This is a genomic window from Pedobacter sp. BS3 (genome assembly GCF_008274585.1).
Lineage (GTDB): Bacteria > Bacteroidota > Bacteroidia > Sphingobacteriales > Sphingobacteriaceae > Hufsiella_A.
In genome coordinates, this window is record NZ_VTRT01000002.1 from 68,179 (window position 1) to 89,753 (window position 21,575).

The 21,575-nt window shown below is 42.8% G+C and carries 22 protein-coding genes and 1 other RNA gene; 4 read left to right on the forward strand and 19 right to left on the reverse strand.

Annotated elements, in window-relative coordinates; all coding sequences use genetic code 11:
• Positions 1 to 10: 10 nt before the first annotated feature.
• The 4 genes from ssrA (at position 11) to FW774_RS05820 (ending at position 2,628) form a co-directional block, all read left to right on the forward strand.
• Positions 11 to 380: a transfer-messenger RNA gene (gene ssrA, locus FW774_RS05800) on the forward strand.
• Between the two features lie 77 nt (positions 381 to 457).
• Positions 458 to 1,657, forward strand: a complete 1,200-nt coding sequence (locus FW774_RS05810; RefSeq protein WP_187774825.1) for a tyrosine-type recombinase/integrase — start codon at positions 458 to 460, stop codon at positions 1,655 to 1,657.
• Positions 1,658 to 2,035: 378 nt separating this feature from the next.
• Positions 2,036 to 2,335: a hypothetical protein gene (locus tag FW774_RS05815; RefSeq protein ID WP_149347238.1), complete on the forward strand. Its 300-nt coding sequence runs from the start codon at positions 2,036 to 2,038 to the stop codon at positions 2,333 to 2,335.
• Between the two features lie 71 nt (positions 2,336 to 2,406).
• Complete coding sequence (locus tag FW774_RS05820; protein WP_149347239.1) at positions 2,407 to 2,628, forward strand: helix-turn-helix transcriptional regulator; 222 nt, start codon at positions 2,407 to 2,409, stop codon at positions 2,626 to 2,628.
• Between the two features lie 77 nt (positions 2,629 to 2,705).
• On the opposite strand, the gene FW774_RS05825 is transcribed toward FW774_RS05820, so the two are convergent.
• The 19 genes from FW774_RS05825 to FW774_RS05915 form a co-directional block, all read right to left on the reverse strand.
• Entirely contained in the window at positions 2,706 to 3,200 is a 495-nt protein-coding gene (locus FW774_RS05825; RefSeq protein ID WP_149347240.1) for a hypothetical protein, read from the reverse strand.
• Entirely contained in the window at positions 3,197 to 3,490 is a 294-nt protein-coding gene (locus FW774_RS05830; RefSeq protein WP_149347241.1) for a hypothetical protein, read from the reverse strand. The genes FW774_RS05825 and FW774_RS05830 overlap by 4 nt, the downstream gene beginning before the upstream one ends.
• Entirely contained in the window at positions 3,487 to 4,056 is a 570-nt protein-coding gene (locus tag FW774_RS05835; RefSeq protein ID WP_149347242.1) for a glycoside hydrolase family 108 protein, read from the reverse strand. The genes FW774_RS05830 and FW774_RS05835 overlap by 4 nt, the downstream gene beginning before the upstream one ends.
• A 4-nt stretch (positions 4,057 to 4,060) precedes the next feature.
• Entirely contained in the window at positions 4,061 to 4,366 is a 306-nt protein-coding gene (locus FW774_RS05840; protein WP_149347243.1) for a hypothetical protein, read from the reverse strand.
• Positions 4,367 to 4,368: 2 nt separating this feature from the next.
• Positions 4,369 to 5,217 (reverse strand): hypothetical protein, encoded by an 849-nt coding sequence (locus FW774_RS05845; protein WP_149347244.1) that lies wholly within the window; start codon positions 5,215 to 5,217, stop codon positions 4,369 to 4,371.
• The gene (locus tag FW774_RS05850; RefSeq protein ID WP_149347245.1) at positions 5,217 to 5,972 is read right to left on the reverse strand and encodes a hypothetical protein; all 756 of its coding nucleotides are present in this window, start codon (positions 5,970 to 5,972) and stop codon (positions 5,217 to 5,219) included. The genes FW774_RS05845 and FW774_RS05850 overlap by 1 nt, the downstream gene beginning before the upstream one ends.
• A 1-nt stretch (position 5,973) precedes the next feature.
• Complete coding sequence (locus FW774_RS05855; RefSeq protein ID WP_149347246.1) at positions 5,974 to 8,412, reverse strand: hypothetical protein; 2,439 nt, start codon at positions 8,410 to 8,412, stop codon at positions 5,974 to 5,976.
• Positions 8,413 to 8,414: 2 nt separating this feature from the next.
• Complete coding sequence (locus FW774_RS05860; protein ID WP_149347247.1) at positions 8,415 to 9,005, reverse strand: hypothetical protein; 591 nt, start codon at positions 9,003 to 9,005, stop codon at positions 8,415 to 8,417.
• Entirely contained in the window at positions 9,005 to 10,117 is a 1,113-nt protein-coding gene (locus FW774_RS05865; RefSeq protein WP_149347248.1) for a hypothetical protein, read from the reverse strand. The genes FW774_RS05860 and FW774_RS05865 overlap by 1 nt, the downstream gene beginning before the upstream one ends.
• A gap of 6 nt (positions 10,118 to 10,123) precedes the next feature.
• The gene (locus FW774_RS05870) at positions 10,124 to 10,636 is read right to left on the reverse strand and encodes a hypothetical protein (RefSeq protein WP_149347249.1); all 513 of its coding nucleotides are present in this window, start codon (positions 10,634 to 10,636) and stop codon (positions 10,124 to 10,126) included.
• Positions 10,637 to 11,287 carry a hypothetical protein gene (locus FW774_RS05875; protein ID WP_149347250.1) on the reverse strand — a complete coding sequence of 217 codons (651 nt, stop codon included), beginning with the start codon at positions 11,285 to 11,287 and terminating at the stop codon, positions 10,637 to 10,639.
• On the reverse strand, positions 11,288 to 12,304 hold the full coding sequence (locus FW774_RS05880) for a hypothetical protein (RefSeq protein WP_149347251.1): 1,017 nt from the start codon (positions 12,302 to 12,304) through the stop codon (positions 11,288 to 11,290).
• Positions 12,305 to 12,374: 70 nt separating this feature from the next.
• A complete protein-coding gene (locus FW774_RS05885) occupies positions 12,375 to 13,490 on the reverse strand; it encodes a head maturation protease, ClpP-related (RefSeq protein ID WP_149347252.1) in 1,116 nt (371 codons plus the stop codon).
• A gap of 37 nt (positions 13,491 to 13,527) precedes the next feature.
• Complete coding sequence (locus tag FW774_RS05890; protein ID WP_149347253.1) at positions 13,528 to 13,752, reverse strand: hypothetical protein; 225 nt, start codon at positions 13,750 to 13,752, stop codon at positions 13,528 to 13,530.
• A 4-nt stretch (positions 13,753 to 13,756) separates the two neighbouring features.
• Positions 13,757 to 16,702, reverse strand: a complete 2,946-nt coding sequence (locus FW774_RS05895; RefSeq protein ID WP_149347254.1) for a hypothetical protein — start codon at positions 16,700 to 16,702, stop codon at positions 13,757 to 13,759.
• A complete protein-coding gene (locus tag FW774_RS05900) occupies positions 16,702 to 19,356 on the reverse strand; it encodes a hypothetical protein (protein ID WP_149347255.1) in 2,655 nt (884 codons plus the stop codon). The genes FW774_RS05895 and FW774_RS05900 overlap by 1 nt, the downstream gene beginning before the upstream one ends.
• Positions 19,353 to 20,600 carry a hypothetical protein gene (locus FW774_RS05905; protein WP_149347256.1) on the reverse strand — a complete coding sequence of 416 codons (1,248 nt, stop codon included), beginning with the start codon at positions 20,598 to 20,600 and terminating at the stop codon, positions 19,353 to 19,355. Before FW774_RS05905 ends, FW774_RS05900 begins: the two co-directional genes overlap by 4 nt.
• Entirely contained in the window at positions 20,597 to 21,049 is a 453-nt protein-coding gene (locus tag FW774_RS05910) for a hypothetical protein (protein ID WP_187774826.1), read from the reverse strand. Before FW774_RS05910 ends, FW774_RS05905 begins: the two co-directional genes overlap by 4 nt.
• Positions 21,042 to 21,524 (reverse strand): hypothetical protein, encoded by a 483-nt coding sequence (locus FW774_RS05915; RefSeq protein WP_149347258.1) that lies wholly within the window; start codon positions 21,522 to 21,524, stop codon positions 21,042 to 21,044. Before FW774_RS05915 ends, FW774_RS05910 begins: the two co-directional genes overlap by 8 nt.
• Between the last annotated feature and the right edge of the window lie 51 nt (positions 21,525 to 21,575).

Sequence of the window (21,575 nt, forward strand, 5' to 3'; positions counted from 1 at the left end):
TTTGAAATATGGGGCCGACCGGAATTGACAGGATGGCGGCAAGTATGTAAGCATGCAGCGCATTGTGAGTAAAGCGCTTAAATCTGAACTCTCAACCTTATAAATGGCGAAAATAACTACGCCTTAGCTGCCTAATTTAGAATTAGCATAGCTTTTGTCCCGCTAACGGTTTTGTTCTGTACCGGTAGCAAACGGGGCATCGATTCACAGAACTGGCTGTATTAACGGTGCGATAATACGGCGAGATCAAGCACCTAAGGAAGACGGTACAGGCAAGCGACTGGCCTTCCCCTTCCCGACAATTGAACAGAAGCTAAGCATGTAGAAAGCATAATTTGTTCCATGTTTGGACGAGGGTTCGAATCCCTCCGGCTCCACTTTTAAACAACTGATTGTCAGTCGCATGAAAATGCTGGCTGACACAGCAGCTGACACGAGTTTAGAAAAATTACTCCCAGTGAAACCAAAATGGGAAGGCCCCTTTATTTACGAACCTCCAGGCGGTGATCTTACAAAAGATTGGTTTGTCTGGTTAAACTATCAACACCCTATTACCGGTCAAATGGTCCGGGCTGGCCGTTATAGTTATGGCTTTGCTCAGTACAATACCAAAACAGAACGCCGGCAGCATGCTCTTGCTCTGAAGGCCGTGATAGAAGAGCTGCTAAAGGAAGGCTGGAATCCCTTTGAAGAATACAATGTATTCGACCATCAGCAGGACAATCGCGTTGTTACCCTTATTGATAATTACTTAAAAGAAATAAAAGGAAGCATCAGGCCTAATACTTATCGTAAATACGAAACCGAGCTGAATCTTTTCAAAAAGTGGCTTGAAACAAACGGCTTTTCCGGGCTTCAGATGAATGAAGTGAAAAAGGCTGTTGTTACTTCTTTTCTTCAGGAATATAAATTAAAAAAGGAGTGGAAGGGGAAAACCTACAACAACTACCTTAACGACATTACCACCTTTTTTAATTATTATCACGAGAATTACGATGAGGTCATCGAAAAGGTTCCTACGGTAAGTCTGAAGCGGCAACCTACATTATCACCAGGCAACCAAGCCTGGAACGACTGGCAGTTCAAAAAACTGAAAGAATGGATGCTGGAAGACGGCGAAGACCTGCTCTATATCTTCTGCAGCTTTATATATTATGGAGCGCTCCGAAATGAAGCTGAAGCTAATTATCTGAGGGCCGGTGATTTTAATTTCAAAATCAGGACGTTAAAAATCGAATCCGGAACAGCAAAGAACCGGACAACCGAATACATCCCGATTTACCCAGACTTCTTGGAGCTGTTGTATGAGTTGAAGATCGATCAACTTCCGGCCGATTATTATATTTTCGGAAAAACAAAGAATCAGCGCTTTGTTGCTAAAAAGGATTTTGTGATCGGCGCCCCGTACCAAATCGGCCAGGATTATTTTGCACGTCATTTTCGACCTTATAAGAAACGATTAGGTATTCCGGATGAAGAACACGGGATATACCGGTACAAACACACCAGGGCTGTACACCTCGGCGAAGATGGGGAAGACCTGTACAAGATCATGAAGCTATTCCGGCACCGGGACTTAGCAACAACAATGATTTATATGCGAGGTCTGGGCGTTGACACCCAAAACACAGAGTATACGAAAGGGAGAAAGTTTTAAATCTTCCAAACCTTATCCTGGACAACCGCGGCGCCCTTGCATAAACGTTTTCGGGCTTTGCAATCGACCGGGGTTAAGCAACGCAGAAATAAACAGTACAAAACGATAATTAACAGATAAATTAAATTAATACCACGTCAGCCGGTTTGAAATAGAAATGTTGAATATTTATTCGTCTGCTGATAGTAGCACTTCACGGCAATATTCGCCAATGCAGTGTTACAGGCTGGCGGGTGATTAAAAAAGTTCTTTGAAATTGAGGGGTTATAAATGTGGATAACTTTTACGGTAAAACGTAAAAATAAATTTAGATTGTATTACGCTGTAACGTATATTTGTGTTATCAAAGTAATTAATAACAATCAAAAATTAATCAAAATGACAACACAATTCAAAATCACCGCAACTGCTCCAACTGCTTACCAGTACAATTCTTTAAGCCGCTTTGGAATGAACATCAAAAAAAATGGTAATGGCTCATTTACAAGTGAGCAAGTATTTGACAGCGAAGAAGAAGCTAAGGCTTACTTAGTTGAATGCGCTGAAAGATATTATGACGAATTTGAAGGACAGGTTGATGAACATTTGGAAGATATTGACAAGTACGGACAACTTACCATTGATGCAGTAACTGCACACATTGAAGAAGTTGAGCAGGAAGAAGAAGTTGAAGGTTAAAAAATAAGGCAGGGTAATCTCCCTGCCTTTTCAAAGTAACTAATTCTTTCAAATTAATCGCTGCAAATATAATGATAACGTCAGACCATTTAGAAGCCTACGGTAAAATGATAAAGCAGTTGCGTTTATTTAGACAAATGAGCCAGGCGCAATTAGCTGAAGAAGCTGGATTAAGAGTTGCAACTATCTCTGATATAGAAGCTGGGAAAGCAAATTTCAACATCAATACCTTAATTAGAATTTCTGCCGCATTGAAATGTGAAATAGAAATCATACTTACTCCCGTTAAATAATTTTCCCTCAATTTATTTTCAAATAATTACAGTGCTGGCTATCGCTGATGGTGGTAGCTTGCCTGTAACTGGTAGCTTTATCTCTTAAACACTAATGCTACAACGAAAATTACAACAATAACCAGCAGAATCACCCTGCCGCCTGCATTGGAAACAACCGTCTTGTCCGCCTCAACCTGCTTATTTTTATTCAGATTTTTACCTGCGCTGTCCACCTTAATCTTAGCCTCAACCTTAACCTTGGCACTGTTATCTTTTTTAACGGTCTTAGAGCCGCTAATTTTGCTGTTATCCGACTTGCTTTTTGTGCCTGTAGTGGTAGTTCGCTTGATAAGGCTGCCGGTTTCCCGGTCAAATTCTTCCTCTACCGTGGTAAAGGTGTCACGCTGCTCAACCTTAACCTCAACCTGGGTCTTATCCTCAGTCTCAACCTTAACCTCAACCTCACTATCGGTTTTAACCTCTGTCTCCGACTTTAGCTCAACCGCCTGCAAAACTTTAGTTGTGGCGGCTTTGCGGGTGCCGCAGGAACATATTCCCGATATCAGGAAAACGATAATTAACGATCTCATTCTTCTTTTTTTATGGTCACCTGGTCACCTGATTTTATGCCGTCATCTGATGGCTCTTTATCCCGGTGAAAAAACGTCAGGATATTTTGAACGGTAACAATACCTATGAGCAATAATAATGTGATAAGCAGCGCAAAAAAAGCCTTTAGATGTATTTCTGTTTGTATACGGTTCCAAATTACCATATAGCAAATCAGGCACACGAACACAAAAGCGGTAATACGCCGGTAACTTGCTTTGCCATCATTATCCTCAAATGATGGGCGAATCCAGTTTATTAATCTTTTCATATAGCAACACGACTAAACCAGGAAGACAGAAACACTTCCTGTGATGGTGAATTACGAATAATATTTAAGTATCGCTCACCCTGTAATATGTTGAGCAGTTTTAGCAACTGTTTTTTGTTCGGCTGCTTTTGATAGGTGGCTAATGTTTTTGGCCCTATATCTCCATCTACAATTAAATCAGGATATGATGTCTGATTTTTATTGGAGTAGTTAAGGGCTTCCTGTAAGAATTTGGCCGCTACAGAAGTTCCCATGTTTACACCGGTATCAAATAACTCATTGGCTATATCCTGCTCCGAAATACTATCCAATTTGTTAATATCCCAGAAATGTACTTTGTAAAAGTCCTGAACCAGGTTTTGTAAATCCGTTCGCGATGCTAATGCTTTATCCAGACTTGCCGGCTTGGCATTCTTTACCTGGTCAACAATGGGCCACCCTTTCCATGACGGCCAGAAGTTACGGGCAATACCCTTATAGGTTTCGCCGCCACGGTCTGCGGGATTATTGGCATAACCGCCTTCATTTCCCATTGTTAGCTGAAATGCTGTACTGAAATTTGCCATAACTTTATTTTTTATTCTCCAATGTGGTTACACGTTGGTCAAGTAATCTAACCTGCGTTGACGTGGCATTGATTTGATTTTGCAACGACTGCATAAATATCTGTGTATCTTTTGTGCTGCCTTTGCCATCGTTTTTTAGTTCGATAATTTGAGCCTGAACATCGGTTATTTTATCCCCCTGACGCTCTATAGCCGAAGTTATTTTTGTGATAAACATCACCCCAGCGGTCAGGTAACTACAGAATAGTATCAAATCCTTTGCTTTGAATTGCAAATCTTCCCAGGCTGTTGGTTTTCTCTTGTCTTCCATAGTTATTTTCTGTTTAAAATTGCTTGTGCTGCTCTTATATGATGAGATAGATAAATAGCTTGTTGGTCACTCAAGGCTGATGAGCCTATGATAGCTATATTAATAATCCTACGTGTTATATTTGCAGCTACAGGCGGGCTTGCAAGAGGCGAATCATTCCTTCCACAAATTACAAAATTATTATTTGGCTTAGATAAGGTAGAAGTATTTGAACCTAATAAAATCCCATTCTTACGAGCAAATTGCTGTGTTCCGTTTGATTTACTATATTGAATATGAAGTCCAATCCCATTAGGTACACCAACAGAAGTAATAGCAGTGGTATTACATCTTCCATCATAATTACCGGCATTTATTCTGGTTGATATAGCTTTAATAATACCAGTATCATTAGTTCCTATTTCAATTGGAGTAACACCAGAAATTGGAGCATCATCTGAATATGTACTAACAGCTAACCATGAATCATCATCATCTTCTATTGAAGGATTATAATAAATTATACCATATCCAGTAGTTCCGTCACTTTGTATACCAATCGAATTAAAGTTCATTGTTCCTTTCCATACAATTCTAAAAGCATCATCTGCATCACGCGGATCTTTAAGGTTGTACATACAGGTAATATCAGTTCCTCCCATAAATGGGTGTATCGCTTTTATGCCGTCCCAAGCTCCACAGGCTTTTAAAGTCTTAACCATATAATCCACATATAACCTTGCTTCTTTACCAGTATAATTGCCTTCTCCGTTTATGTTAGCATCATTATCCAGTCCGGCAGCGTCAATAAAGTTGATAGCATCTTTATCGAAAAACCTTAACCTCTTATTATTGAATGTAAGTACTGCCATTATACTCCCCTATATGCCCGCTGAGCAGCTGTGATTAGATGTTGGAAATACAAGTTCTGATTAACAGTAATATCATATCCAATCATAGCAAAACCAACAGTATCCATTCCCATAATCTGAATACCAGAAGATCCAGAATTAACTGCCAAGATGGTTATAGGATAAGTACTTTTGACTACAGCAGTATTAGTTGATCCTATCTGATTATTTAAGCTATAATAAGTTGTTCCTGATACTCTAAATATGGAAGAATATCCAGTACGTATTGTTGTACTTAAACTCATAGTCTGACTGGAATTAGCTCTACCTGTTCTTATTGATAAAGTACCATTCATATAAGCTCCACCTGCACCAGATGCATCATTTGATGTTCCTATATATCTAATAGTAGATTGAGTATTATTTTGAGCTGTAACATATACACCCAAATAAATATTATCTCCAAAATTATTAGGAATAAAATTAGTATTCCCATATCCTGTACTTCCATCTGACTGAATACCAAGAGCACTATGATTTACTGTTCCATGCCATTCTATACTATATTCTGCTGGATTCAAAAAATTAATAGCTCTACTATTAGAGTCGCTTCCAGCAAAAGGATAAACTGCTCCTGTTGTTAATCCAGTTATCTTACAAGCGTTATCAATAGCATTGATGTACAGCAGACTGGCCCTATCATTTCTGATATTACCATTGTCATCTGCTGCATCAATGAAATCTTTTGCCCGTTTTGAAAGATATATCCTGCTCATTTTACCACCTCCTTACTTCGTTATCATCTATGGCTAGATAGGTATAGGTACCGTCATCATACATTTGTCCGAGGTACATTACCTTATCATCATCGGGTGTAATGGTAGCCCGGTCACTGGTATAAGTAGCTCCGGTTATGGCATCTATCACATCGGTATCCATCACGAAGCCTTCAATCTCTTCATCATTCGCCGAAATATCCCCGTATTGGTTAACGCTTAGTGAGCGATTTGTAGAACCAGACAATAAAGCATTTGACAGAGCTTTAACCAGAGCATTTACATTTGTCCCATCGTAGAACTTCAATTCACCAGCGTTATTCCACACAGCACCGCTTTCAGTACCAGTATAATCTGTAGATGACGGTGCAAGGTTTATTTGTGCATTAGTAGAGGTATTGGCCGCTACAGTTACATGGCTGTTTTTTGCCGTTGCAGTGCCGAATAAACCCTTTGTAAAGCTCCACGATGCTGCGATGTTGACAGTTTGTGTTTTCAGCCAGTTCCAGAAGTAGATAAGGCCACGACGGCTAACAAACTTATTATCTTCAGAAGGAGTGGTTTGCGTTTGTAAGTCTGCATCTGCGGCCAGCGTGCCGGTTAATTTAGCGTCTATGGCAGATTGTAACCCGCTTATATCGGCTATAGTTGTGCCATGTGGATTGCCAGTTGTCTGGCTATGGTCATAAGCTATTTTACCTCTATCACCCCGATAGGCTGTAGAAGAAGTTTCACCTAAAGCTAAATCACTGCCTATACTTATATAGGCACTTCCACTCCATCTATAGGTAATATTGGTATCTGTGTCTACATAAATCTTTCCCGTTTCTGGGGTATAAGGATTGCCATCAGAATCATTAAATGTTGTGGAATCTACATAAGTGCCTTCTAAAACATCATCAACAAACCCAGGTAGCTGCGAGGCGGGTATTAGTCCATCAACTAAATCTGCTTTTGCATCGAGGTAACCAGCTATACTTGCATTATCCCGGGCATCTCCTTCTATACTTTCAAAATCAGATGGCTTAGCATCCAGTTGAGACTTTGTTACAAACTCATCAGGCTCTTCTGCTTCCTGGCCTTTGGCCTTACCCGAAAATGTTACATTACCTTCACCATCCACAAAGAATGCGATAAAGTCATCGGCTACGCCACCATAAAGCCTGTTCCTTACACAGAAATTATTATCGCCGTCTATAAAGAAGTCCCAGAAAAATCGCTGTACTGTTCCGTCAAGAGTGTAGCTTATCAGCTCAACACTCGGAGCTGCTATAGCCGGCGTATCAGTGAACCGGCCTACACGGAGTACAGCATCGGTGCCAAGTAATTGAAATGCCCGGTTGATTCGTTCTTCAACATCACTCTTATTACCTACAGCGACCCGGTTAAGAAACTTATTTAAAGCCGAAAATGTATTCGGCTCATTCAGCTTCGCAAAATTACCAACCGGTACCGGCTGGCCTGATGCTCCGGAACTCGTAACAATAAAGCTGCGTAGCTTAATATATCCCTCATCAGGATCAGGCTCATCCGCAGCTTCCGTGGCTTCACCTTCTTTCCAGGAATAAACACCGTCACTATTACCTTGTAAGATGTCAATTCGTGGATAATCTTCATCGCCCGGAGTAACATCCAATGTTGCAGGATCCTCCGGAGCAATTATATTACCACTTTCATCCCGCCATATCCATAGGTCTACCGTAACAGTCCATGGTTCATCATCCGTATTAAATACAGCGGTACCGGGTTCCACAACCCCGGGCGTAACAGTTCCGCCACCAGATCCGCCTATGTCTGAAGTACTAACCTTTACAACAGTGCCATCCGGTTTGATGGCCAGTATATAATCAGTCGGTACCGATGGTTGAACACCATTCAGCTGTACATCGCCGTTATTGACAGTTATACCTCCAACAGTCATACGACGGTTAGAAGTATCGCCAGTGGCCAATACATTATCAAGGGTAGTTTTCAACTCCTGCGGTACCTTAAACCAGGTTGTACCATTACTAACCAGGTAATCACCAACTGCAAGATCAATCTCATCATCATTGCCTGATAATTCTGGTGGTACTTGGCCTTCAACCGTAATGATATATGTCCAGCCGTTGTTACTTTCGTCAGGATCCGGAAGGTTAGGAATATTGTTTAAAGCATCATAGCCACCTTTAGGAATAAAGGCTCCGACAACCTCCAATTGCTCGGCCGGCACCTTTCCGTTTGCGTCCAGTGTGGCCACACCATTAGCCGCTCCCTTTTGGGTAACCGGTATATAATCGGCCGGGTTAAAATTTAAACCAGGTATGAGTGCGATAAGATCGTTTATTGTGAACGTTAAGTTCTCGGCGGTACCGCCTCCACCGGGAACCCGGGCCACAATAAAGATGTCGGTGCCGAGCGGCGCCTTTCGGGTTACCTGCGATATTTTCTTATCTGCCATTATTACCTCCCTATCGCATTAATACGGACATTACCTTTTACGGCTGAATAGTCCTTCTTATGAACACACTTACAGCTGCTACGGAAAAGCGGATAACTGTCAAGGTTCGCATTTAGAAAGTCGATCATATCGGACTCATATACCCGGGCGCCCTCTTTTGCCTTAGCCACCAGCTCCGCCCTTGATGCCTTATCAATATTCTCAGAATACTCATCCTTTTTATATCGGAGTCCGTATTCAGTGCTGGCTAAATTGGCCTCAGGCAGATAACGTGCGTACGAAGCATAAACCAGGAACGCCCGGCACCCCTCAAAGTGAATAGTGTACCCGTCCTGCTGGTAATCTTTTCCGTAAAGCAGATCCAAGTACTTCTGCTGATCAGCAGTAGCAACATATTCTGGATCAGCAGCAAGAGCTCCACGGTATTCATTTACTTTAGTCAAAAAATCATACAAAAGTCCGGCGCCAATGACCGGCTTCAGGTCGAAGTCTTGAGCTTCACGTATGTGTGGATCCAGCTTCGTAATATCATTCAGGTTCCTGGTAATATTACGATAGCCTTCAAAGTCCTCTATAGTTATTAACTTGTCCATTATGCTCCGAATACAAGTTTTTTAATGGCATAATTGCCGGTAGGGTTAATTATATCTTTGTAAAGTGGAATTATCTCCATGAATAGCTCCTCAAACAGCTGACGATCATCGTTAGTGACACTGTTATAGAACTTATAGGCGTTATCCAATTCATCGTTAGCACCTATTTTGTCTGCTACTTCGCCATTATGCAGGATTTGAGGCTGCATGAAGGATGTAATTATGCTTTTCCGGACCGATTTTTCAGTCACTTCAAAGATTTTATCACGGTCCGGAGCTTCAAAGGTTTCCAGAGTAGGGGCTTTTTCTCCTTCAGCCTCATCGACTTCAACATGCAGGATCCGCTTCGCCCTTGGGCCCTGAAATTTCTCGATACCCTTATTGAATTCCTGACGATCGGTATCCTTTTCAAACTTGCCGTAAGTGGTAAGTATAGCATCAATCATGAAGTTGCTTTCTACGTTGGTATTTCTCAATACCTGAAGCGCTCCATCGGTACGGATATCGTGTAAAACAGCATCATAATTGGGAACAGGATAAAGGATAGAATCATCTAAGCCGGTATAATAAATAATCTGGCCTTTGTAGTGATCCCAACCTCCAGCGACATCCACCTGAGCCTGTATAGCTTCTGGTTTTGGATTGAAAACATTAATAAAATCGATATCCTCCGGCTTTACCCTTCCTTTGCTACGGTCCCAATTGTCGTAAACAGCAATCTTCCCGATAAAGCCGGTATCATCTGGAATAGCTAACCGGCAATGTTCAAAGGGAACGATATTAATTTCATCGATCTGGTATAAGGCATTATAGTTAAATTGAACGGCATAGCCGTAAAACCGTGCATACTGCATAGATAAAGCCCGAAGCAACTGATCCAGGCGTAATCCTTTACGGTTGACCTTTGCTTTCCAGAATTTCAGGTCCTCAAAACCGGCACCGGTGATAAATTTTGCGTGCTGACGGATGCAACCCATGGCAGTACCTGAGCGGCTGGTATCAGCCAGGATCCGCTGAGGATACAGGTTGTCTTTATCATAAGTGAGGATACCGTACTTGGTATCCTCCTTAATCTCTATAACCTGCTCTATTTCGGTAACGTTAGCACGCATAGTAGGTTATTTTTTTTCGGTTCCAGGTTCGCCACTTCCTTTACCTTCAGTACCGCTTTTTGGCTCATCTCCAGCTGGCTTTGCAGGAGTAGACTTCTTACCACCGGTAGATTTTTCTCCAGCTGGCTTTGCAGGAGTAGACTTCTTACCAGGCTCAAAGCCGGCCGGTGTACTCTCAAACATTTTAGCCATCTTAGGATACTTTTCTAACACTTCAGCTGCAACCTTATCGGTAAGGTTGGCGTTGGTGTAGTGATCCCCTTTGTAACTCAACAGGGCATCCTTTTTAAGTTTAAACTGTTTTTCTGACATGTCAATTAAATTTTGAAGGGTTAAACGACTGATTTTAAAATAGGCCTTAGTGATGCAGTTCCCACAGGATTTCTCCAACCGCTCACCGAAGGCAGCCAGGTGCAATTTCCTGAGCTGCTCAACGGTTTGCGGCTCCCTCCGGCCTAATTCGGCATACCTGGACTGGAGTTCCAGGATGCCATTAAATATTTCTTCAGGAGACATCATCTATGCGCCTCCACCTCCTCCTTCATCTCCTCCCTCACCGTCATCATCAGGCTCAGTCTCATACAGACTATCAAAGATTGTCTTCGTAGCGCTGTATGTCTCTGCAAAAAGAGTTGCTGGCAGATGAGGCTCACCCTCAGTCTCCAGTGTCTGTGTGGTCAATACAAAAGCCCCCTGTGTGGCTGCATCCTTACGGGCACGGGTAACAGTAGACTTCATGCCAACCTCAGCGCCACGAACCTCAAATGCCTGTTCTCCGTCAGCACCTTTCATGTTGTTCTCCGTGATGATCACAACGCGGCCACGCACAAGCTTTTCAACTTGTTGCTTAGCAGCTGCTGAAGCTGAGAAAACACGAAAGGTTACTTTGTGTATATACACAGGTAAACCCATCTCCGGCTGTGTACTATTATCTTCCGGCTCGTGCGAACCGTTAATACCTTCGTACACATAACCGGTTGTATCAGCAGCTAATGCGATATTGGTAATCAACAGAGGATTGCTCACATCACGTGTAATGGTTGCTTTTTGCCAATCCTCAAAAGCAATAACAACCATCCGGTCCTTCACACCAGCTACCAGTGGATTATCGCAATCCACTGTCATATTTTGATTAATTTTTCCGCATAACATATCCAGGTCTCCTTTCAACTAAAATGCTACCTGAACCATGTAATTGAGGATAACCTTTGCATCCAGCTTATACTTTCCACGCAGGTTATTTTCTTCCTCATCGATGTTATACCAGATGCTGAAGTCATCAATTGATGATTTAGCATCCAAACCGATACGCAGCTGCTCAGGCGTGGTGTACACGGCGAAGTGAGGCCCTAACGTATATTTAGTGCCATTCTTGAAGTCAGCACGGATATAACGATCAAGTAGGTTGAAGCCTATGATGATGGTATTCCGATACTTCAACACGGAGAAGCCTTGCTCAATCCGGATGAAAGATGCATCGATACTTTTGCTTTCCAGGTAATCAGCATAGTTGTTCACCAGCGACTGTGTAGCAATAATCAATTTCCCTTCATCTCCCTGAAGCCTGTAATCAGCGGTATTAACGAACTTGTTAAATACCTTGTATGCGGTATCGGCTGCAAGGGTATCCTGCAAAGCATACGAAGCTGTAGCATTTTCACTGATTGTTACCCGGCGGCTGGTATCGTTAGTAGCAATAGCAATCAACTGCTTGATAAAACCATCAATCTGAGTGTAATCGGCAATGGCCACACCATCCAGAATTTTACCGCCATCGGTAACATTCTCAGCATCGGTATCACCTAACCAGGCAATACGAAGCATATCTTCGTACAGTGCATCGGTAAATATCTCAACCAGGAAGAGATCCACGATTTCAGTATCGGTCATGTCCGATATCTCATCGCCTTTCTTTTTCTTCCATACCGGGAACATGGCTTCAACCTCTGTATGACAGAAGCTGATCCACGCTTTAATAGGTGCCGGATCCCAGAACTTTTCCGACATCGGAATTGTCTTTGATGACTTACCGTCACCGCAGCCTGGGTCGGTTCTGGATATCTTTGATAAACGACCGAGGATAGCAATCTGCTGCTTAGCGACGATATCCTCCTCTACCGTATGAAACTCCTCTAATGCAGGTTTGGAAAATGCATTCTCGAGAACGGTTTCGGCAAATTCGCGCACTTCCTTACCGTTAAAAGTTAGTTGCGCGGCGTTAAATAATGACATTTCTTAGTCTCCTATAGTTAAATGGTTAATCCTTTTTTGCCGATTTTTTGAACTTAGCGAAACGGCCTTCGCCTGTTTTTTCTTTACTTGAAGCTGAAATCGGCGGTTTACCTGACTTTGGTTTGTATGATGACCGGGTGTTTTTGATGGTGTCGAATTGCTTTTTAAGCGAATTAAACACAGTGGTCATCTCGGTCTCGTTAGCCTCCATCTCATCAACCCGAGCCTGAAGGCGGGTATTTTCGGCCTGAAGATTTTCAATGGTTTCCTCTGGATCATCATCATCTTCTTCCGCTGGTTTGATCTCACTGATCACACCATCCGCTACAACGATGGTCCGGCCATCAGAAAGAGTATACTCACCATCTGGTGCAGTATCTCCATCCAGCATTACAGCGTCACCGACTTCAGGCTCTTCGGAGTCACCGGTCTCAATGGTTAAAGTTTCTCCTGATTCCAAAGTCACATCAAGCGCTTTGACTGAACCAGACACAAAAGCCTTGATATCCTTCAACAGGCTCTTTGCATTTTGAATAAGGGTTTTTGACATTTTATTATGGGTTTTAGTAAACGATGGGAGTACAGCCTTAGCAAATACAGGCTCAAGTATTTCGGTAGCGAAGCCAAGTTCAAGAGCTTCGGCAGGCTCGATATAAGTAGCTTCGTCCATATAGGCACGTATCTGCTCTTCTTTATCAGTACCTACGAACTCCAGGTATTTAGCCAGCAGTTTCTCTTCACTTTTCTTCACAGATTCACCATACCTGATAATTTCATCGCCTTCACCACAAACACCACCCCAAGGGTTATGAATCATGAATTCGGCATTCTTCGCCATCTTCCGAACAGATCCAGTAAGGAAAATAAGTGTAGCTGCGGACGCACAAAGGCCGTCAACGATCATCGTTAACTTTTTGCCGGTACCGAGAAGATAATCGTGTATTGCAAACGCCTCCACAACATCACCGCCAACTGAATGAATATGCCCGATTATCTCATCGGAATCAGGATTGGCATTAATCTGGTCAACGATGTTTTTTAGTGAAAAGCAGCCCCAATCTGGAGCCTCCTTTGATTGGAAATTGACAATTTCCCCGTAGAAGTATAGATGAAGTTGTGACACACCTATAATGTCGAGCATTATAGGTGCCGTTATACTGTCACAATTTTAAGAGTTATTACTGATCCAGCATTTTGAGAGCCCGCCAGATTGTGCTTTCAGATTTTTTCAACTCCTCAGCAGCCTGCATTACCGCCGCTGTTTTGCTTTGATTAGCAGCGATCTTCGCATTAACATAATGGCATATCTCAAGATAATAAACCGTCTTAGGGCTTACGAAGCCGTTCACGATCAATTTTTTCAGTGTTCCGGATTGGTATAATTGGTAAAGTTCTTTGTACATATTGTTAATTAAAATTAGCCCTTTCTGATACGGAAACTTTTCGATTCAGTCCGTTATCAATATCATCAACGATTACAACCGGTGACGGCAAAGAGGTAAATGCACTGGCAATATCTTCCGCAATTGCCTTACTATCCACGACATCCTTACCCAAATATTGCGCTAAAAAGCCGCCGTCATAAATCCCACCATCCGCGAAAAAGGGTCTGGAAGCCGGTACCGAAAAGTCACGGCCACCAAAAGCAACATTGATTGCAGATATAACATTCCTGGCGTAAGGATTACGCATAGCTTCCGACACAACAACACCTTCTCCGGACCGCAGCCGGGCGTTCACATTATCAGCAGTACTGTAACCAGGTAACACATCTCCACGGCCATCAGATGTATACTGGCCGCCACCACTAAAACCGGGTGTTTTGGAGCTGCTTACTAAGCGCTTCACATTAGCAATCGCAGAACCTATTGTCGCAATGGTAGCGGCCACCGCTATAATGTTCATTGGGAACGGCTCTTTTAACTGAGAAGATATACCTAACAGTTGTTCCTTCAGGGTAAGGATATCCAAACGCAATGACCGGGCTGCATCTATTTTCTGACTTATGATCTCAAAAGCTTGTGCCGTTTTTGAGTTTTGAGCCATAGCACCCTGAATGCTCTTCAAACCCTCATTCGTTAATTCGATGCTTCTGTCTACCGTATTTTGGCGAAGCTCTGTGATTTGCCGCTCGGCATCAGCGATAACAGCCAGGCGCTCTTCCTGCGTTAGCTGCTCATTAGTTACAGCAGCATCCTTCTGTAATTGCAGTTGTTCAAGTTTTGCGCTATACTGTTCCGCTTCAGTAATGGCTTGAGCTGCACGAAGGTCATTAATAGCAGCAATACGGCGGCCTTCCCATTCAACAGCCAGGTCATGTATTTTCTGATCGCTTTCTGCAATGATCGCCTGACGTTCGTCTTCGGTAAGTTTCTGATTATTGATAGCATCGGTCTTTTGCTGTTCGATCTGCTGAAGTTGAATCCGCAGCCGTTCCTCTTCAGACCTGGCATTAGCAGTGTCAATCCGGACCTGATTATCCTTACGACGCTGCTCAGCTGTCTGTAAGACATCGTCGATAGCCTTCTCACTTTCTGCTATAATCGCCCGGCGCTCCTGTTCGGTCAGCTGCTGGTTATTGATAGCACGCTTCTTTTGCTCCTCAAGCTTTTGGATTTCAATGGCCGCAATCTCATCAAGCGTATTAGCTTCAGCTTCCTTTTCCCGCAGCAGCTGATCCATTTTGAATTCAGTATCCTGTTTAACCAGGTCCTGCTCTTCTTTATTATATTTCGCGATCAGCGCTTTCTTTTGAAGCTCAGTCAGCTCCTGGTTCTGAAGGGTAATCTTACGCTCATAATCCAAGCGGTCGAGTTTGACCTTCAGAATATCATCAGCAGATTTTGCCTCAGCTTCCCTAATATCCAGGAGAGCGGCTTCATTTTCCTGCTGATACTTTTTATTTAGAGCTGATATCCGGGCATTACGTTCAGCGTACAAGGCAGCTTCAGCGGCGCTGCCTTTCTCTACAGACTCCAGCCGGTCATTGATATCCTGATTGATAGCTGCCAGCTCCTTTTGCCGGGCGCTACCTGTAGCCTCCAGTATCGCACGATTTGAGGCTTTAACGGCATCCAGGTTCTTTTTCCGAAGTCCCTCTTCAAACGCTTGCTGCTCAGCGAGCTTGTCCAGATAATCCTTCGAGGTCTTCCCGGATAGACCAGCAATCTCAACTTCATTCTTCAGTTTCTGGCGCTGAATAGCATCAACATTTTTTCCACCGGCCTGAAGGATACTGATCTGCCTGTTTTGAGCATCGACAACTTTTTGAAGGCCTTGAATCCTGATCTTCTCGGCTTCATCTTCGTAACCCTCATTAAAAGCCTTAGCGAAACGTTGTCCTGAACTTTTTGCAACATCAAGGGCGTCGCCAAAATCACCATTAAACAAATCCTTAACTACTTCACCAATTATCTTAAAACCTTCCAGGTACGCATTCAGAAATCCCATGAAACCCTTTTTGATTTCATCCCAGATCTTTCCGAAGTTTTTAAAGATTGGAAACGCTTTTTGTACAGCTGCTGAAACTTTATCCCAATTGGCTATAATGGCGCCAAGCAGCACCACGAAAGCGCCAACACCGGTAGCGATAAGAGCACTCTTAGTGGTAAGGCCGAATATCTTACTTGCTTCAGTAGATGCTTCGGTAGCTACGGTAATGGCTTCCTGACCTCCAGCAACAGCTTCTGTAGCGGTAGCAGCTGCCAGATTTTCCTTAGCGAAAGCCTCAACACTATTCTTCATAGCATCAAAACCCGTTTTGATGGCACCCGCAAAATCGTTTATCTTCTCCAGGACGTCGGTAGGAAGTCCCAATGATTTTGAGAACTTGAATGCAAAATCGGTGCTTGTCTCATACGCATCAGACAGCTTAAACAAGGCATCGGCTTGCTTTTGCAAGGTCTTGCTTTCGTCAATGCCCTGGCTGATCCGCTTGGAAAGAAGTGACGGAAACTTCTCCTGTATTTCAATTTGCTCCTGGAGTGCCTTGGTAAGCTCATCTTCAACCTTGGTATAATTTTCAGTCCCGATGACAGCATTATCAAGGTCTTTCTTCAGTTGCTGGATACGCTGACGCAATGCTCCGTAACTTCCTTCAGCAAATTTCGCTGATGTATTAATACCACCAAGTGCATTCTGCTGAGCCTTGGTAGCATCTGTAAGCTCTTTTATCCTGGCTCGTGTGGCTCCGACTTGGGCTTCAAGTTTTTTATAAGCATCTGATCCGATATCAGACTTCTCAAACTGTTGGTTGAGGTCCTTCTGAAGTTTTTTTAAGTCCTCAATATTTTTTACCGCTTTAATATCATCCAATGTGACTTTAAGCAATAATTCCTTAGTAACATCTGACATTATACTACCCTCCCTTGATTAGTGAATTCGCTTGAATAATCCAGGTTATACAGCCGCATCATATATGCGTATGGGTTGCTTGACTTATAACCAGTAATTGCTTTGGCATCAGAATAATTTATCCAGATCCAGCCTTGTGTATCGATATACCCTTTAATTGTTTTGCCATTGCCGGTACCATTAAGCTGAATTGTTGCCGGTGGATAAAACGCAGGATCACCGAGCCTGGCAATACGTGCCTTCCCGAATGTTTCCACTCCATTTGGCTGATTGCCAAGTATTGCGTTCTTCTCATAATAAGAGTTAGGACCTTCACCTATCCCTGACAATTTGAAGAACAGGCTAAATACATAATGGCCGGTCTTGGGATTCTTATAACAGTACGTACTGCCTATCTGATTATAAGGTGCCGGAGCATCGGACATGGTTAATGTCGAGTATGGAGTGACGTAGTAAGGTGAGAATACAATAGGTATGGCTGATATAAATACACACGTATCGATTAAAGCGACTTCACCATCAGCATCTACCTGGTAGTACTTCTCACCATCTGAATAATAACCGGGTACCGCTTTAAAGAATAGATTCTCATCCTGGAAGAGGGCAGTTCCTAAAATGATAGGAGTTTCACCGGCCCAAAACTTTGTTTTAACTTCTGTACCACCATTCATACTACAGGCCAGTTGGCTATCATTGTTACGGTACAGATCAAAGCTATACCGTGCCGGTGGATCAATAACTGGCGGAACATTCTCCGTAAGATCAAAGTTTAACTTCACCAACTCCACGCTGCATATCTTACCGGCTATCCAGTTACTTATTTTATTGACAAAGAAGAAAGACTGGTAATACTTAATGTACACTGGTATGGTATGATCGAACTCCTGAATATCGTTTTGCGTTAACAGCATTGGCACTACAATACGCTTCAGGTTATTCATCATCAGCGAAAGCTTATCATAGAAATGATCAACCGCATACTGAAAGCTCAGGTTACCTGTAAGGAATGAGCTGGCCAGCACCTTATTAGAAGTTAATGTCCTGGCACCATCTGTAAACGTTATTGTAGCAGTTAACGGATAAACGGTTAGTATCCGCGGCTCAACCTTGGTTTTAAATTCAGTCTTATCATCTTCAGTCACTAATTTATCGATGAATGCAACCGTATTGCCTCCAACCTTGATATGTTCTTCAGATGCTGCAAACGGAGCGGTTATAATGGTTTTATCTTTATCCAGGTTCTCATTACCAATAGTAAGATTACCATCTCCAAGGCCATCCGGTACTGTTTCATCTTCCTTGTACTTAAACCAGTTGTTCTGGCCATAGCTACCGAATGTAAAGTACTTATTGTGCTGATCCGGGTTAACGATTTTACCACTCCAGTCCCGGGCCTTTGGCTTATTCTCATACAAAGTTGAAAATGGAATAAAGTCAACCTGGTTGCTACTGTTGGATATTGGGATGAGCGCAAAGAACCGCATGAAGTACATAACCAGGTCTTTCTTTTGGATATCGGGCAACCCCTTGCTAATAGATATAACCGAATTATACGCAGCTTCACCGAGCTCATTGCCAAATGTAGCGCCTGCCATGACACGGGTTTTCTTCTGGAACGTAATGAACGGGAACTCCCTTTTTGCCCAAACTGATATTTTATCGCCGGCGACGAAAGACATATAGTCAGACTCCAGCTGTATCTCTACATTATCATCATTTGACGCATACGTTTCAGTCGTTGTAAAAAGGTTGAGTATTGTATTTTTAGCAAAACCAACGGTCACCTTCTGCGGGTTCTCGCTATTTGATTGTACCGTGGCTTTGAACGTGAATTTCATTACACAATTACGGCGGAACACATAACAGCTGTTAGCTGTATCAAAATACCCGCCCTCATTATCCATCGATGCTCCACCATCACTAAACGTGACCTTGAACCAATCATCATTATTATTAACCTGATTGACCGGCTTTTTAGCTGAGAACTTGAATTGTTCAGCCAGGCCATCAGGCGGCTCCAGTTTATCATTCACATTTGGCAGCACCATCCGGCTGAAGATATCGAATGCCTCTGGTGGAAGATAAGAGTAGTTGAATGTATAACCGATCTCATCAGCTATTAACTGCATCAGATAGCTGACGTATATCGCCGGCCGGAGAAATTTTACATTGACGGTTGAGCCTTCAGTAACCAGGTTGCCGAAATCAATAATCGGATAGATCAGGTTATCATTGGCATCATTGAGCTGAAGGATATTGTCGATATAATACAAATGGTCCAGGTCAGTTAATGGCAGGTCCTGGATAGATCCATCGATACTATCAATAAATGAAGCATTACCGCTGACCAACTGCATGTTGATAAACCGGCCTTCAATGCTATCTATATAGGTCGGACAATTGACAAAAATCTCAACACCGTTCTGAATATACCTTCCGGCTTTCCGCTTGTATGGAAAAGTGGTTTCGGTAAGTATATTGTCAGCAAATTCAATAGCCATCCTGTTGCTACGTGTATCCGGCACCTTGAATTGATTGGTAGTATTAGCCTTACGATTATTTATATCAGCGATATCTATTGCCTGAAATGTCAGTGCAATGGGTTTATCATCTGCCAGCTCGATAGGCCTGTCTGCTATAAATAACTTTCTCATTGCTGTGTATTGATATCCTGGTTAATAAGAGTAGCTGAGAATGAAAAGAACTTACTATCTGCCTTATGTTTCAAGTCCACATCAGACAGTGTTATATCTTTCCAAATCCCATCATCATATACCTGTACATTGTTAGAGAAGATTAAGCTTTGAAACCCTTCATACAGTTCATCAGCATTTAGAAAGTCAGCCTGAACTTTATCGGTCTTTCCTCCATTCACATAAAGCAGCCGGTTAATATTGTCAATGGTTCTGTAGTTTTGTGAATCGCTTATTTTAGGCTTAGATTCTGAGTTCTGATCAAACCACCAGTAATTATATGCTCCCAGCTGACCAGTCCACCTGATATAAAATCCTTTCGGCCGGCATGAGTTGTATACCCTGATCAGCTTATCTTCACTGAAACGCATTTCGCTATTATTGATATTCAGCCTGAAATAATCCGTATTCGCCTCCGGCGTAAAATTCAACCGTATTCCACGAATAGACGGCATGAGCGGGTTATCAATAGCTTGATTCGTTACCTTCAGTTGCTGGCCGTTGATATCATATTCCGTAATAGTAACACGCAGCGAGGTATCATTATCGGAACCGTCAGCCGCTGAAGCATCCTCCAATAAAATATTGAAGCCATCCTCTTGCAGCAGGTAGAAAGCATCTTCCTGAAGGATGGCAAAGTTAGATTCCCCGTACTGGCTGAATAAGTCCTCGGCATGAATGAAACTTATATCGAATGGCTTCCCTGGAAAATACCGGGGGCTTTTAAATTCGGTAAGGAACAGAGCCTGGCCAGCTTCGGGCGCCCGGTCTAATACCAGGTAATTAAACAAGTTGCCAGACAGATTATCATATATCGGTCGTGCCGAATGAGTGAAAGTATATACACGGTCTCCCAATTGCTTAACCGGTGATCCGGAATAGATTGCCGTCCAGCTGATCACGAATGAATCGAACAGATTGCTGTACGTGTGAACGGCATCATTATAGGTTACGGCCGATACATCGGTAAGGAAAGCATTGAGCCAGCTGCTAATATCGGCATACACATGCCCGGATAGATCAGGCGTAAAGATGGCCGTTATGGTTTTATTGGCGCCAATGACATTAATATTTATTCGCAGCGCCTCCGGAATAGTAGCGCCGTCTTCCTGAAACTCAAAAACAATAGGATTCCAAGCTGCACACCAACGGCTATACTTGCCAGCTTCATATTCATATTCCGGACGTTTAACAAGCTGCATCATACGGTTAAAAGGTTAGATTCAAGTGATGACAAATATTGATCTGCAAAAATTTCTACCAGGTTTGAAAGCCGCTGCTCAGTGATGACCGTACTGATCACGCCGGACTTGCCACCTTGCCGGTATAGCTTAGTACCTTCAGCATGAATCTTCCTTGCTACAGCATAAGGGTTAAGATCAAGCTTCTTTGCTGCAATCCACTCCTTTATACTTTCAACTAAAGTTTTACCGGCACTTTGGAATGGTCCGGTATGAGATGTTGGTTTTCGTCCATCTTCCAATGCCATTACCCATTTTGCCGCCCAAAGTTCAGCCGAAACATCGTTAGGCGTTATTACTTCGAATGAATCGATAGTTTTGCGAGTTGCAACCTGGTTGTTTGCAATCATGTTCGCCTTTATCTCCAGCTCTATCTTACGCAGGAAGTCTACAAGTATCTCCAGGTCAGTCATCACAGAATGAATATTCGTTAAATAACTTTAATCGGAAAGTGAGCACACAACCGCTCAGGCTGGCATCGCTCCACTTTTTTACATTAATGGTTTTGATGTTGGTAATACCGTCTCCGGCCGTCCAGTTTACGGCCTCATGCCGGGCCAGCCTGGTAAGGAATAACCGGCGAAGCTCACGCATAGAATAGATGACAGGCTCCTCCTGCTCCGGGGTAGCATCCAGCGCCGTATTTTGCTGAGCCGTACGCTTACGATCCAGGAACATCATTTCGATGTTAAAGAATTCAGTGAATGCCATTGACGACTCAAACCGGTCATCGCTGGTCAGCAAATCTTCCATGTATACGGCTGGCCAGATAACAAGCTTCTTACTGTTGTTGTCGGAAACAAAGTTTTGCCAGGCCTTGTGACCCAATACGAAAGTTGGTTCATTAGGTAATGTTGAAACAATTGAACGGATTAACTCAGTGACCATTTTTCTTTTGTTTAGATTTCAAAATCTCTGTAAGCTCCTCCTTATAAATCC

What these genes read in the sequence shown, in the direction of transcription:
- FW774_RS05915 (WP_149347258.1), bottom strand. Translation starts at nt 21,524, where the DNA reads ATGGTCACTGAGTTAATCCGTTCAATTGTTTCAACATTACCTAATGAA.
- FW774_RS05910 (WP_187774826.1), bottom strand. Translation starts at nt 21,049, where the DNA reads ATGACTGACCTGGAGATACTTGTAGACTTCCTGCGTAAGATAGAGCTG.
- FW774_RS05865 (WP_149347248.1), bottom strand. Translation starts at nt 10,117, where the DNA reads ATGCGTGCTAACGTTACCGAAATAGAGCAGGTTATAGAGATTAAGGAG.
- FW774_RS05895 (WP_149347254.1), bottom strand. Translation starts at nt 16,702, where the DNA reads ATGTCAGATGTTACTAAGGAATTATTGCTTAAAGTCACATTGGATGAT.
- FW774_RS05890 (WP_149347253.1), bottom strand. Translation starts at nt 13,752, where the DNA reads ATGTACAAAGAACTTTACCAATTATACCAATCCGGAACACTGAAAAAA.
- FW774_RS05905 (WP_149347256.1), bottom strand. Translation starts at nt 20,600, where the DNA reads ATGATGCAGCTTGTTAAACGTCCGGAATATGAATATGAAGCTGGCAAG.
- FW774_RS05885 (WP_149347252.1), bottom strand. Translation starts at nt 13,490, where the DNA reads ATGCTCGACATTATAGGTGTGTCACAACTTCATCTATACTTCTACGGG.
- FW774_RS05850 (WP_149347245.1), bottom strand. Translation starts at nt 5,972, where the DNA reads ATGAGCAGGATATATCTTTCAAAACGGGCAAAAGATTTCATTGATGCA.
- FW774_RS05855 (WP_149347246.1), bottom strand. Translation starts at nt 8,412, where the DNA reads ATGGCAGATAAGAAAATATCGCAGGTAACCCGAAAGGCGCCGCTCGGC.
- FW774_RS05820 (WP_149347239.1), top strand. Translation starts at nt 2,407, where the DNA reads ATGATAACGTCAGACCATTTAGAAGCCTACGGTAAAATGATAAAGCAG.
- FW774_RS05870 (WP_149347249.1), bottom strand. Translation starts at nt 10,636, where the DNA reads ATGATGTCTCCTGAAGAAATATTTAATGGCATCCTGGAACTCCAGTCC.
- FW774_RS05860 (WP_149347247.1), bottom strand. Translation starts at nt 9,005, where the DNA reads ATGGACAAGTTAATAACTATAGAGGACTTTGAAGGCTATCGTAATATT.
- FW774_RS05815 (WP_149347238.1), top strand. Translation starts at nt 2,036, where the DNA reads ATGACAACACAATTCAAAATCACCGCAACTGCTCCAACTGCTTACCAG.
- FW774_RS05840 (WP_149347243.1), bottom strand. Translation starts at nt 4,366, where the DNA reads ATGGAAGACAAGAGAAAACCAACAGCCTGGGAAGATTTGCAATTCAAA.
- FW774_RS05845 (WP_149347244.1), bottom strand. Translation starts at nt 5,217, where the DNA reads ATGGCAGTACTTACATTCAATAATAAGAGGTTAAGGTTTTTCGATAAA.
- FW774_RS05835 (WP_149347242.1), bottom strand. Translation starts at nt 4,056, where the DNA reads ATGGCAAATTTCAGTACAGCATTTCAGCTAACAATGGGAAATGAAGGC.
- FW774_RS05830 (WP_149347241.1), bottom strand. Translation starts at nt 3,490, where the DNA reads ATGAAAAGATTAATAAACTGGATTCGCCCATCATTTGAGGATAATGAT.
- FW774_RS05825 (WP_149347240.1), bottom strand. Translation starts at nt 3,200, where the DNA reads ATGAGATCGTTAATTATCGTTTTCCTGATATCGGGAATATGTTCCTGC.
- FW774_RS05900 (WP_149347255.1), bottom strand. Translation starts at nt 19,356, where the DNA reads ATGAGAAAGTTATTTATAGCAGACAGGCCTATCGAGCTGGCAGATGAT.